Origin of the sequence: Sulfurirhabdus autotrophica, assembly GCF_004346685.1 — a bacterium.
In the GTDB taxonomy this organism is placed as follows: Bacteria; Pseudomonadota; Gammaproteobacteria; order Burkholderiales; family SMCO01; genus Sulfurirhabdus; species Sulfurirhabdus autotrophica.
Window position 1 is genome coordinate 201,664 of sequence record NZ_SMCO01000001.1, and the last position, 12,481, is coordinate 214,144.

General features: G+C 43.0%; 12 protein-coding genes. 5 read left to right on the forward strand and 7 right to left on the reverse strand.

Features of this window, described 5'->3' with window-relative positions; genetic code table 11:
* Window positions 1-129: 129 nt before the first annotated feature.
* Both EDC63_RS01040 and EDC63_RS01045 read right to left on the reverse strand, forming a co-directional pair.
* Complete coding sequence (locus tag EDC63_RS01040) at window positions 130-333, reverse strand: cold-shock protein (protein WP_124947794.1); 204 nt, start codon at window positions 331-333, stop codon at window positions 130-132.
* A 231-nt stretch (window positions 334-564) separates the two neighbouring features.
* The gene (locus tag EDC63_RS01045) at window positions 565-1,353 is read right to left on the reverse strand and encodes a DUF3050 domain-containing protein (protein ID WP_124947793.1); all 789 of its coding nucleotides are present in this window, start codon (window positions 1,351-1,353) and stop codon (window positions 565-567) included.
* 145 nt (window positions 1,354-1,498) lie between these two features.
* Between EDC63_RS01045 and EDC63_RS01050 the strand changes: the two genes are divergently transcribed.
* Complete coding sequence (locus EDC63_RS01050) at window positions 1,499-1,930, forward strand: cytochrome c (RefSeq protein WP_124947792.1); 432 nt, start codon at window positions 1,499-1,501, stop codon at window positions 1,928-1,930.
* A gap of 31 nt (window positions 1,931-1,961) precedes the next feature.
* Here the strand turns inward: EDC63_RS01050 and EDC63_RS01055 are convergent, their stop codons facing one another.
* Window positions 1,962-2,630, reverse strand: a complete 669-nt coding sequence (locus EDC63_RS01055) for a hypothetical protein (RefSeq protein WP_124947791.1) — start codon at window positions 2,628-2,630, stop codon at window positions 1,962-1,964.
* A 486-nt stretch (window positions 2,631-3,116) separates the two neighbouring features.
* Here EDC63_RS01055 and EDC63_RS01060 point away from each other — a divergent pair, with 486 nt between their 5' ends.
* The 4 genes from EDC63_RS01060 (at window position 3,117) to EDC63_RS01075 (ending at window position 9,334) form a co-directional block, all read left to right on the forward strand.
* Window positions 3,117-5,363 (forward strand): glycosyltransferase family 2 protein, encoded by a 2,247-nt coding sequence (locus EDC63_RS01060; protein WP_124947790.1) that lies wholly within the window; start codon window positions 3,117-3,119, stop codon window positions 5,361-5,363.
* Window positions 5,364-5,418: 55 nt separating this feature from the next.
* Window positions 5,419-6,393, forward strand: coding sequence for a polysaccharide deacetylase family protein (locus EDC63_RS01065; protein ID WP_132920861.1), 975 nt, complete (start codon window positions 5,419-5,421; stop codon window positions 6,391-6,393).
* Between the two features lie 208 nt (window positions 6,394-6,601).
* Window positions 6,602-8,020, forward strand: coding sequence for an MBOAT family O-acyltransferase (locus EDC63_RS01070; protein ID WP_306307892.1), 1,419 nt, complete (start codon window positions 6,602-6,604; stop codon window positions 8,018-8,020).
* Between the two features lie 9 nt (window positions 8,021-8,029).
* Window positions 8,030-9,334, forward strand: a complete 1,305-nt coding sequence (locus EDC63_RS01075) for a hypothetical protein (RefSeq protein ID WP_124947787.1) — start codon at window positions 8,030-8,032, stop codon at window positions 9,332-9,334.
* Window positions 9,335-9,389: 55 nt separating this feature from the next.
* On the opposite strand, the gene EDC63_RS01080 is transcribed toward EDC63_RS01075, so the two are convergent.
* The 4 genes from EDC63_RS01080 to EDC63_RS01095 form a co-directional block, all read right to left on the reverse strand.
* The gene (locus EDC63_RS01080; RefSeq protein WP_124947786.1) at window positions 9,390-10,289 is read right to left on the reverse strand and encodes a sensor domain-containing protein; all 900 of its coding nucleotides are present in this window, start codon (window positions 10,287-10,289) and stop codon (window positions 9,390-9,392) included.
* 176 nt (window positions 10,290-10,465) lie between these two features.
* Window positions 10,466-11,134, reverse strand: a complete 669-nt coding sequence (locus EDC63_RS01085; RefSeq protein WP_124947785.1) for a DUF2231 domain-containing protein — start codon at window positions 11,132-11,134, stop codon at window positions 10,466-10,468.
* A 359-nt stretch (window positions 11,135-11,493) separates the two neighbouring features.
* Entirely contained in the window at window positions 11,494-11,880 is a 387-nt protein-coding gene (locus tag EDC63_RS01090) for a hypothetical protein (protein WP_124947784.1), read from the reverse strand.
* 64 nt (window positions 11,881-11,944) lie between these two features.
* On the reverse strand, window positions 11,945-12,427 hold the full coding sequence (locus EDC63_RS01095; RefSeq protein ID WP_124947783.1) for a YHS domain-containing protein: 483 nt from the start codon (window positions 12,425-12,427) through the stop codon (window positions 11,945-11,947).
* Window positions 12,428-12,481: the final 54 nt, after the last annotated feature.

Genomic DNA, 12,481 nt, shown 5'->3' on the forward strand with positions numbered 1-12,481 from the left:
TTTATGGCTAAAGTCAATATATCTGCCAGATGGCGTGTTTATCAGTGCTAGGTGATCAATAAAATGTAACTTTAAATCCTATGTAAAAAAAAACCCCGGCTAGCCGGGGTTTTTTGAGCTGTTTAAAGCTTAAGCAGGATGAATGTTTGCAGCCTGTTTACCTTTAGGACCAGCTGTCACATCAAAGGTGACTTTCTGGTTTTCTTGCAATGATTTAAAACCAGAACCCTGGATTTCTGAGAAATGCGCAAATAAGTCTTCACTACCATCTTCCGGTGTGATGAATCCAAAACCTTTAGCATCGTTAAACCACTTTACTGTACCTGCTGCCATTGTAATTTTTCCTTAATAACAATTTAATTAACGGGCGATATGCCCAATCCATCAATCCAAGGGGAAAAAAAAGAGGCCAACTGAAGGTACCGCAATTTGAAGCTTGAATTCCACAGACTTAACTAAGAGTACCTGAAAACCCAATAAGTTCAAAATATTAATGCATTTAATTACATGAAATTTTACTATTTTTTTCTACTCAAAGCTGCAATCGCTTTACCAGAAACAGCTTCAGGTGGTAACACGATTATTATTGGTGAGCTCTGTGGCCAAGCCATCCCATAGCGTAATACGGGAATTTATGGCTTTTTCTGCGGCATCTGCCAATTGTTGAATCGCAGTGAGATTGTCACTGGTTAGTTCATTTATGATTTTCAGAGCTGCAGGCCCATGGGTATCTCCATCAAGTTCTATATGACGCTTGAGGTAATAGACAAACATTGGCGCCTCGGTAGCGTCAATCTGCCAACTTGCCAATAAAGTATTAAACATTTGTGGGATTACATTTTCACGACCGTAGAAAAAGCTGCCTAATACTTCGTAAACATTCCCATTTTTAACTGTTTCCATGGTGCTCGTAACAAATGCTTGAATGCATTTTGGTGCGGAAACGATTTCCAGCGCATTTGTATAGGGAGTGCCGGCTCGGATTAGAGAGACAAACTCTTCAATCTGATTTGTTTGTGCACCAACTTCTTTCATTGCCAGCAAGTAAATTTCATAATGGCTTAGAAAACCACCACCGGGCACCTCATCACTTTCTTCTCCTAGAACAATTTCGTTAATCAAGCGTGCTGCAAGTGGGTGAGGGGAAGGAACCCAAGGTAAATCAACAGAAGTCAGATTGAGCTGGAGGCGCTTGATAAGAGACATGAAATCCCATACTGCAAATACATGCCATGTCATGAACAACTGTAAGTCTTCCATATTTTGTATGGATTTAAATACTTCGTGCTGCTCAAGTACTCGTTGTCTGGGTTCAATTTTGCTAAGATGAGTCTTGCTTTCAACGGCTTCCATTGTGGTATGTATCCAGTGTATTTTGGGGTATAACATTTTGATAGATTGCGGAATATAATAATCAACTTATATATAATGGGCAAAGAATAATTTTACTGGAATACTGCTTAGCGAATTCCTGAATAATATATTGAGGTTGCAAAAAATGAAGAAACACCATTACACCAGTGCACTTATTATCACTATGTTGTTATTGACACCAGTAAAGGCAGAAGAAAACGAGACGCGACAAACTGTAAATCTTCCTGAAATGATGCGTCAGCATATGCTTGGGAATATGCGGGATCATTTACTTTCTGTTCACCAGATTCAGGAGGCTTTGGCGAGAGGGGATCTGGAAAAAGCAGGAGATATCGCAGAATCCCGACTCGGTATGAGTTCCCTAGCTTCGCATAATGCAGAGCATATGGCGCCTTTCATGCCTGCCAGCATGCAGCAAATTGGAACAGAAATGCACCATGCTGCTAGCCGATTTGCTATAACAGCCAGGGAAGGGGACTTAAAAGCCTCTTTAAGCGGTCTTGCCAAAGTAACTCAGCAATGCATAGCTTGTCATAGCAGCTTCAAAATTAATTAACAAATCAGAACTTTTGTAAATATTGTAGCTGCTACATACCTTTCAGCCAGCTTTCCATCTGTGTAAGGCGCTGCCAGGCCTGTGGCAAATTTTGTCCCTTGGACTCAACGTTTTTAAGGAGCTGTTTTCCTTCATCAATCATTACCTCAAGACGCTCAGGAGGAAATAATACCAAGGCAGCTTGCAGTCCATTTTCTGACTCGCTTAATAGCGTAGGGACAAGCTCATCGCTTCCAATGTTTTGGTCAGGATTCAGAATGTCTGAAACAATAGCGTAGGTACAAAGTTGCAGGTGCAAGGCGGTATACTCATCATCCTCACGTAACGTTTCAATTGCATGGGGTTCATCGTCCTTTACTGAATGCAAGGTTTTACTTACTGCGCTAATCAGCTTTTTTAATGCTTCAAGAAAAGGTGTCTGGTCGCCAGGTAACCCTGTACAAACGCCATAAAGTTGTTCTGACTGAGCTTTAATTTTCAAAATTACATCGCGTTCTTCGTTTTTATCCAGCTTTACAGCACGTTGTACCAGATCGCGGAATTGTTCCGTAAATTGCTGTAATGCCTTCTTATCCTGTTCCAACGCATTTTGTAGATCTTGTTGTGTGATTGCATCCCCGGAAGTAAACAGGGGGTTGTTGTACTTGCGCTGTAAATGCCGCTCACGTGGGCCAGGTTGTTTTGAAAAAGTTAGAGACATGACTAGATGGTATCCAGATGATTTGCTAAAGAGTCGGGTAGTTGCCAGTAAATAATGATCATACAGATTGGGCTGTATTTTATAGCTAAGGCAAAGTTACTGATAGAGGTAATACTGAATTGCATGCAATTTAACATAATATACATTATGCGAAGTAATGGTGGTTTTATAGGTGTTGCTTAATTTAATCAGATTTACTTCTCCCAACTATTCTCCTTAGCATATATATCAATAAATTCAAGGCAGATTGATGTCGGATAAATTTACAAAAATACAATGACATGCTACTTTGATATTCATATATCATTGATATTACAGGCAAACAAATTTGTGGCGTAAATCTTGCTTGGGTGAAGTCAACAATTATATTACTGTTTGCGCACGAAATAATTGACTAGATCAACCGCGTCATCTCGACCGATTACAACAACATATACGTTCAATAATCGTAGCGCCTAATTTATAAAATCAGGGCCAGAAGCACTAATGAAAAATAATTTTGGGAATGGCGCTGCACACTCTGCAGATGTGTGTGTTGATGCTCTAGCATCGATCAACGAATGCCATTGGAAATCTCGCAAAGAAATTACTTTTACCTGGATTGGCATCCTGTTTACCTTGGTCGCCACGATACTGATTACGTTTGAGCAAGGTCCAGTTCTGATAGATCAGTTTCATCAGAATCAGTGGCAATCCTTTGCCAATCACTTCATCTTTCTGTTCATTGCTGCCCTATTGATCTACGGTGGATTGGTCTATCTTTTCAGCCGCCTTGGTTATATACATCGGCTGCGTGTACACATGCCTGCCAGTAGCGAGGATCTCGATATCTTGCTATGTAATGAGCAGGCTCCTGAACTAACGGTACTTGTACCTTCTTACAAAGAAGATCGTAGCGTTATTTACCAGACGTTGATGTCGGCCGCTTTGCAAGAGTACCCTTGTCGACGAGTGGTTTTATTGATTGATGATATTCCAAATCCCACCTCCATTGCTGACATGACGCAATTGGCCTCCGCACGCGAGCTGCCACAACATATAGATAGCTTTTTGGCACCCATTGCGAAACATATGGCCAATGCTCGCAACGGATTTTTGCAGCTAGTCCAACATAATGCCGTGGATGCATTCCAGGCTACTAAAGAGCTTATAGAATTATGGCACCACGCTGCTTACTGGTTTTGTAGCAGGGCAACTGAACATGGCACAGGTGACCATGCGGAGCGCTTGTTTGTTGAACAAGTGTTGCGTGTTCGTGAAGCAAATTGCATGAATCGCGCTCAGCAATTGGCAGAGTGGCTTGAAGTCAGAAAGGTACTTTCAATACAGTTGTTGGAAAATGATTTTCGGAAACTTGGGTCAATGTTTGACTGCCAATTGACTAGTTTTGAGCGTAAGCGTTACGTTAATCTTTCTCACGAACCCAATAAGGCTATGAACCTCAATAGCTATATTCACCTGACAGGTAAGCATTTTAATGAGCAGCTTACTGCAGATGGTTGGCGGTTAGATGAGGTAGAACCTGAAAATGCAACGTTTTCTGTGCCCTTGGCCCGTTATTTTGTCACACTTGATGCCGATAGTATCCTGCTGCCTGAATATGCGTTGCGATTGATCCATATTATGCAGCTTCCAGGTAATGAACGTTTGGCCGTGGCACAAACACCTTATAGTGCTTTTCCTGGTGCAACTTCAACGCTTGAGCGAATCGCAGGGGCAACTACCGACCTGCAGTACATTATTCACCAAGGTTTCACACGTCATAATGCTACCTATTGGGTTGGTGCCAATGCCTTGCTGAGACGCGAAGCGTTGAATGCAATTGCAGAAGATGATTTGGAACGTGGTTACAAAATTACCCGCTACATTCAAGACCGTACCGTTATTGAAGACACTGAATCCAGTGTTGACCTTGCCGCACGTGGCTGGACATTATATAACTACCCCCAGCGTCTGGCCTATAGTGCTACGCCTGCTGATTTTGGTTCCCTGCTTATCCAGCGCAGGCGCTGGGCCAACGGCGGGCTGATTATTCTGCCAAAGCTACTCGGATATCTGATCCGTCAGCCTCATCGTAAAATTGCCGAAGGCTTATTGCGGTTACATTATCTGGTATCTATTGCGGCAGTGAATGTTGGGCTTTTATTGATGATGTCCCTGCCCTTTTCCGATAGTATCACGACTGTATGGCTACCCCTGACTGCCCTTCCCTATTATCTTCTCTATGGCCGTGATTTGATGCTATGTGGCTACCGTGCCAGCGATCTCTTGCGAGTGTATGCACTCAATTTATTATTGATCCCGGTCAATCTGGGTGGGGTGCTCAAATCGCTGCAACAAGCAGTAACTGGCCAGCAGATCCCTTTTGGAAGAACCCCCAAGATTAAAGGGCGGACAGCAACCGCCCCGCTATATATTATTGCCATCTTTGCGATTTTGGCACAATGGCTATACAGCGCTCATGGAAAATATGACATTGGCCATTATAATCAAGGGGTTTTTGCATTACTTAACGCGGCCATTCTGTTTTATGCTATTTTTATCTTCATCGGATTGCGTGATAGCTGGGGTGATCTTGCCATCTCTTTCCGCAAATCAGATCCTTTGCCTGAATTGATCGCAGACGACCTGATTTCGGAAACAGATAACGTCGCCGTTTTAAATATGAAAATAAATCAACGACTTAATGAAAATGACGCTCTCAGTGAAAAACAAGAACGCCGCATAAATTAATACATTGCGATGAATGAAATCAACCTATTGTTTTTCAATCTAAAAGGCTGAAACTTTGTTTAAGTTCAGCCTGAAGTACTTCCTATCCCCTTTTATCAAGTATTTTCTTATTGTCATTACCGCCGCACTGGCATTGCCGGGAGCTGCTGCTGCAGATATCAATCCGGGTAGAGTGTTTTTAACCTTTGATGATGGCCCTATTAACATTACGCTTGATTTGCTTGATGTCCTAAAGGCGCAAGGTATTAAAGCCACCTTCTTCATCAATGCAATCCATCTGGAAGGTCGTGGTGGAGAAATGGAAGACCAATCCCGGCTCGCACTGCGGCGCATTATTGCGGAGGGTCATGTTTTAGGTAACCATAGTCACGACCATATGGGGCATAATCGGCCAGACGTCGTCTATTCGATCACAGCCTCTCAGGCATACAGCGATATTGAATCAGATATCAATTACTTCGTTCCGGGTAATATCATCTCTGTTAATAAAGCATTAGGTCCACTAGCGACGCGTGTGAACAACCAGATTAACTTAATGGCCCGTCTGCCTTATGCCAATGTCTGGGTTCATCCACTTCTAGGTGATATTTGCCACTGGTGCGGAGTCCGCAAAGGGCCTTTTTGGCATCCGGATGCTCGTGCGAATGCTGGACAGGAAGTCAGTTTTGCCGGTGGCCAACTGGCTACGTTGTTGTATGATCGTTATCAGATTATCAGCTACGGTTGGGATATTCAGTGGATGCCAAGTGACTGGGGTTTGCCAACCACCAACGAAACAATGCCTTCTGCTGAGGTGATCGAAGAAAAAATTATCACTCTTTTCAATGAGGATAAAAACTGTAAGGATATGGCACCTTGCAAACGACCGGTAAGAAGACATAATGTGGTTGTTTTAACTCATGATTTTTTGTTTGAAAATGGTTTTCGAGGACGCGGTAATGATGTCAACATGCCTCAATTAATCAAACTGATTGAATCTCTCAAGGCTAAAGGATATATCTTTGAAACACTTGACCACTATCTTGATTGAACATCAATGCATGAAAATGGAACATGCTGAAACCGGCTGTTACCGGACGCAAAATCCATGCAAATAAGCTGTTATTGATTCAAATCTGCGCGCAATGTTATTCAACTCATACAGTTTTATATTTATCTTCCTTCCAGTGTCTTTACTGCTATTTCATGGATTGCGACACAATGGCTTTAATCGTGCGGCAGTCTTCACATTAGTTGTTATGTCTCTTATCTTTTATGGCTGGTGGAGCGCAAAATATTTATTACTGCTCATCCCGCTGATGCTGATCAATTTCAGCGTTGCCAATTTAATTGCATCACTGCGTAACGATACTCGACGTCATAAGGCAAAAGTCTTTTTAATACTTGGTCTAGGTATTAATCTGGGTGCCCTTGGTTATTATAAATACGCAAACTTCTTTGTTGATAATCTTAATGCCCTATTAGGGCTGGATTTGTTTTTGGCGTCAATTATTCTTCCACTGGGTATTTCTTTTTTTACCTTTCAAAAGATTGCCCTGCTTGTCGACGTATATAACGGAAATACAAATCGGCTTAACCTTCTTGATTTCTCACTGTTTGTCGCATTTTTTCCGCAACTTATCGCAGGGCCTATCGTGCACCACAGCGAAGTAATGCCACAATTCAAACAGCTTGGAAAAATGCAGGCTAATCTGTTCATATTGGGGATAACACTATTTGCGATGGGGCTGGCGAAAAAGGTATTGCTGGCAGATACTGCAGCCATCTACGCTACGCCTCAGTTTGATGCTGTAGCCAATGGGGTTCAGCTTGGCATGGTGGCTGCCTGGAGCGGAGCTTTAGCCTATTCAGCGCAACTTTACTTCGATTTTTCCGCCTATTCCGACATGGCAATCGGCATTGGATTGATGTTTGGAATTCGCCTGCCCCTGAATTTTGCCTCGCCTTACAAGGCCACCAATATCATCGATTTCTGGCGCCGGTGGCACATGACTTTGTCACGTTTTTTGCGTGATTACATTTACATACCGCTTGGTGGTAATCGTAAGGGAAAGGTACGCAGGTTTGTCAATCTGTTTGCTACTATGCTGCTGGGCGGTATATGGCATGGTGCTGGCTGGAGTTTCCTGGTGTGGGGGGCGCTTCATGGTGGTTATTTAATGATCAATCACGGTTGGCGAGAACTGCGCACTCGCCTGGGACTGAGTTCAGAAGCCAGCAGCGCTGCAGGAATATGGCTCGCAAGGGGAATCACGTTCATGTCAGTGGTGGTTGCATGGGTGTTTTTTCGGGCTTCTGATACAGAGGCCGCATTATCGATGCTGAGTGCTATGACAGGCATGCATGGATTTGCAACCCCCGGCTTATTTGGGCTGGTTGTCCCTGACAAATTACCATCGGGTCAATCAGTTGATAGCTGGTCGGGTTTGATTATCGCATGCTTGCTTTTACTAATGGCATGGTTTGCACCCAACACCCAGCAGATCACTGGCTATGTTGGACCGGAAGGCGCTTATGGTTCAGGCGTGACGGAACCTGGCCCGGTAGCACTAAGATGGAGGGGTTCATGGAAATGGGCAGTATTTATAGGGATACTGTTTGCCACGAGTTTGATGCTGATGTCTCGCGTATCAGAATTTATTTACTTTCAATTCTGAGGCCAATTGATGATCAGCCTCCCTGCACCGCAAGTTAAAACCTATACACAACTTGTCTTTTTAACGGCGCTTTTGGTTATTGCTTGTACAATTGCGTTCAATGTGGTTGTAGATCCCTATGGCATGTATCACTTAAGAGATGCATCTGGCTTCAATCAGCATAAATCAGCAATCTATCATCGTGTCCGCCTGTCTAAAGCTTACGATGTGCGCCGTATAAAACCGGGTACGATCATACTGGGTACTTCTCGCACCCATCTAGGTATCCGTCCGTCTCATCCTGCGTGGCCGGAAAATGGCTTACCGGTATATAACCTTGCTTTCGATGGCGCGACAACCAAAGAAATGTATTATTACTTACGACATGCACAGGCTGTAAAGCCCCTTAAACGGGTACTTCTCGGTCTGGATACTTACCACCTTACGGATGCCCCTGGCGCAACACGTCCAGATTTTGATGCACATTATTTGTTGCAGGATAATTCCTGGTGGTCTCAAATAAAGCTAGTTCTGGCCGATCTTAAAATTTTAGTTAGTTATGATGCTTTTAAGGACAGCATTGCGACGATACAATCTCAAAATCCAGCTCAACCGGAATGGTTTGCCAAGGATGGTCAGCGTTTAGGGAAAATATTTTTCCGTCAACCCTGGGAAAATTACCAAATTTTGGGACCGCGGGGGTATTTCGATGAAATTGATAAACAGGAGGTGCGCTATAAGCTTGAGTGGCGCATTCCACTTAGTAAATCACCCAGCGGCAAGCTAAGTCCGGAAATTCAGCCGGATCAAATAACTTCACTAGCTTACATTAAAGACATTATCGAATTTTGCCGAGCCCATAATATCGGACTTACACTCTATATCACACCATCGCACGCACATCAGCTTGAGATAGCGGCTGCTACAGGCGAGTGGCCAATCATTGAAAATGGCAAACGTGCTCTGGTGCAACTGCTAGCAGCTGATGCCAGTAAGCATCAAGCCAAACAAGCATTTCCTCTATATGATTTTAGCCAATATTCCACTGTCACCAGTGAGGCGTTGCCACAATTGGGCAGTCGCGATGAAATGCATTATTACTGGGAGTCATCCCACTTTAAAGAAAACGTAGGTGATATGGTTCTCAATCGAATTTTTAACGCAGGTGAAGTACCTGAGGATTTTGGCGTACTACTGGACAGTGAAACAGTTGAGAAGACCTTGCGAAACACCCGCTTACAGCAGAAAAATTACCAAATATCGCATCCCGATGATATCGCCCGCATACAACATGAAATTACAGAATACAAAAAGATACACCAGATTCAGGATTAGATTGTATCCAATGATTGCTCAGCTAAAACGACCTGTCATATGATGTTCAATAAGGTTATGCAGGCAGGTTCATCGAGCTAAAACAGCCTTTCCCAGCCCGCTTTGATTTGTATAGGGCAAGGTCAGCGTACTTGAGCAAATCTTTCTGGCTTGTACCATGATCCGGGTAAAATGCGATGCCGATGCTCGCGCTCAGTTTGACCGATTTTCCCTGTAGCAGGATTTTGTCAGAAAGTTTTTGTAAAATTCTTTTTGCTACGCTAAAGACGGTGTCTTTATTGTCTAGTTCATCAAAGACGATTACAAATTCATCCCCTCCAGGCCTTGCCAAAGTGTCTGAATCACGAATTGAATCTCTTATTCGGTCAGCAGCTATTAATAGTGCCTCATCACCCGCCATATGACCAAAGGTGTCGTTCACATCTTTGAATCCATCCAGATCAATACTCATTACGGCAATTAAACAATCAAGGGAAGCTGCTTTTTTACAGGCATCGTTAAGTGCGGTATAAAGATGGTACCGACTTGCCGCCCCTGTTAATGTGTCAAACAGAGCGACCTGCTCAAGTTTTCTTTCAGCGGCTTTTCTTGCGCTGATATCCAAAATTGCCCCAGCCATGTAGTCTTTGTTCAAAAAAGGAAAAACCGCTTTGTGAAACATGACATCGTGGATTGAACCATCAGCATATTTAACCCTGGCCTCGTACTGTTCTTCTCCGCCAGAATCAAAAAGTCTTTTATCAGCTTCGTGGTAAATTTTTGCTAGTTCGGGTTCCCATAAATCATGCACACTATAACCTACGAGCTCGCTGGCTTTTTTTCCCACGTAATTTTCAAAAGGAATATTGCAATACACATATATCCCTTTCGAATCCTTAACGAAAATAGGCACTGGAAGCGCGTTGATAATTGCCTGAATCATGGCTGATGTGTCAGCAGGCGGCTGATGTTCCATACTTAAGTCTGTTTCCTGAGTTTTTAACAAAATACCTACTTAGGCATGAGTTGAAATTTGTGGCTTCATGGGTTTAACGTAAAACCATTTGCTAAGCTTGATTCAATTTATAACATGTATTTATGTGTTTGTTAATTCTACTTAATTGATTTTAAAGTTTGAAGCGCTAATTAAGGTTAGTGCTCATGGGTATGCCCATCATGGCTATCATGCACTTTTTTAGGTGGTTTTTCAGTTGGTTGGGGCTGGATTGCTTTTGTTTCAAGTGAAACTTCCGGTATGGTTTTTGTGGTTTGTTCTGCTGTTTGCTCCGCTGATTTTTTGATGTCAGATACTGCGCCGTGTGCATGTCCATGCTCATGCCCGTGAGTTTCATCGCCACCCTCTTCTTCCGCTTGCGGCAAAGACATCACACCGAGACCGAAACGGTACACTACTTCACCACCATGCCATGCAGTGCTGGCAAGAAGCGCACCACCAGTAAACATCAGGACTGCAAATAGCACTCCAGCTTTACGCTGTTTACGCGTATTCCACAACGACCAGGCAGTTAATATTATAAATACTGAAAGTGTCGCCAGTGCCCAGTTCCGGTGTTCAGTCATTGCAACATGTGATGGCGCATCGTGAGCTACAGTATTGTAAGCATCCCATCCCGCTATCGCTGTGAGAATGCTGATAGCTGTACCTAACCAGAGATTCCAGCGCGCCATAACCTGCCATTGTACTTTGAGGTTACCTGGACGCAGGAGCATTGTGGTAAGTGAAAAGAATACTGCAAGGCTTAGTAGTGCAACAGTAAAGTGCACAAAAACAGGGTGCCAGTTTGGTATAATTTGTATCACTTAATTTTCTCTATAATGATTAATTGTTTTGTATTGCTGTTTATACGAGCACTAAGATTGTGTCGCAGATTATTTTTTTGCAATATTTGAATTTGTTACTCGACATGTTCAAGCAAGTTCAACAGTTTCAGCTATTTTACATGATATGTTTTGGTCCAATTTACATACTATTGTTAAGTAATATTTTACGGGTGATGCGCTATCGCTATGATGACAGCGAGATTACAATTCTGTAAGCGCACTGTTTACTAACGGATAGTTGGCATTAAGTTCGGTTTGCGTTAATTAAATAAGAGAATTTCAGGTTCGAACCTTAGCCTCTTAAGTACTAAGCTATTTTTTAAATACCCCTTGATTTTTTATTTGCGTGTTTTCTTCTGCTGACGCTGGACCTGCAGCGCGGTCAGACCATCATGCCGCCCATTTTCGTTATATAAAACATCTATAACAACCCCTCTTTTATCGAATTCAAGTGTATATGTATGCAAGCCAAACCCTTCACCCACTTCATATGTCCAACCTTCCAAGCCATTAGGTAAAGTAGCTACATGTACGGGCTTGCCATGATGTGAGAATGCAGCTTGCTTGGTAATCACTCCCAAAGGGTAATCTTTCAAAACAATTTCTCGTTCTATTTTGGTGGAAAAAACAGGTGGCATTGGCAGAAGCCCTGTCTGCTGACCAAAACTAAAAGAAGATGATAGCATCAGGCCAACTATCATAAAATTTGCAATTATCGCTTTCATGATTTGTTACCTCCTCGAAAAATGGCACACAACTTAAGTTTTAATGATATTTTGCATTCAAGGTTTAGTGGTGTCCTTGGCGCGGAGTGGCTTGCAGGTTACCTACTTCGCATTCCTCAAAATAATGAACAAAACCACGTTGCAAGCGTTCCGTCCACCCTTCACCAAGGCGCAAGCCAATTTGACCAATGCGTTCTTCTATCTGTTCAGCGGTTGCCTCCAGAAGATCGTAAGTGATGGATACAATATTCGAAGCAACTTCAATGTGTTTGATGCCCATCATAGCGCCAAGCTCTTCCGAAAGAATGGTAGCTTCTGAATCGTTCATCGGTTGTTCCAGACTAAAGCGCCTCTGCTTGATAATTTCCAACCCTTTTTGTTTTGGCGCTTTTTCGCCCGGTACTCCTATATATAGATAGGGGTTAGCCTTGAAGCGATCCTGGCATTGCTGGGAACAGAAGGCGTACTGTATGCCCAAGTGCTCCATTGCAAAGGAATCCAGACTGACTTGCATACCGCATACGCGATCTCTTGTACTGTCATTCATCATTTTTTTCCTTCAATTTGCTTTGTCCCTGCTATGCACTATGAAACTGTTTGA

Bases quoted from the DNA above. Each gene is read 5' to 3' on its own strand.
- EDC63_RS01040 (WP_124947794.1), bottom strand. From the start codon at position 333: ATGGCAGCAGGTACAGTAAAGTGGTTTAACGATGCTAAAGGTTTTGGA.
- EDC63_RS01045 (WP_124947793.1), bottom strand. From the start codon at position 1,353: ATGGAAGCCGTTGAAAGCAAGACTCATCTTAGCAAAATTGAACCCAGA.
- EDC63_RS01050 (WP_124947792.1), top strand. From the start codon at position 1,499: ATGAAGAAACACCATTACACCAGTGCACTTATTATCACTATGTTGTTA.
- EDC63_RS01055 (WP_124947791.1), bottom strand. From the start codon at position 2,630: ATGTCTCTAACTTTTTCAAAACAACCTGGCCCACGTGAGCGGCATTTA.
- EDC63_RS01060 (WP_124947790.1), top strand. From the start codon at position 3,117: ATGAAAAATAATTTTGGGAATGGCGCTGCACACTCTGCAGATGTGTGT.
- EDC63_RS01070 (WP_306307892.1), top strand. From the start codon at position 6,602: ATGTCTCTTATCTTTTATGGCTGGTGGAGCGCAAAATATTTATTACTG.
- EDC63_RS01075 (WP_124947787.1), top strand. From the start codon at position 8,030: ATGATCAGCCTCCCTGCACCGCAAGTTAAAACCTATACACAACTTGTC.
- EDC63_RS01080 (WP_124947786.1), bottom strand. From the start codon at position 10,289: ATGGAACATCAGCCGCCTGCTGACACATCAGCCATGATTCAGGCAATT.
- EDC63_RS01090 (WP_124947784.1), bottom strand. From the start codon at position 11,880: ATGAAAGCGATAATTGCAAATTTTATGATAGTTGGCCTGATGCTATCA.
- EDC63_RS01095 (WP_124947783.1), bottom strand. From the start codon at position 12,427: ATGAATGACAGTACAAGAGATCGCGTATGCGGTATGCAAGTCAGTCTG.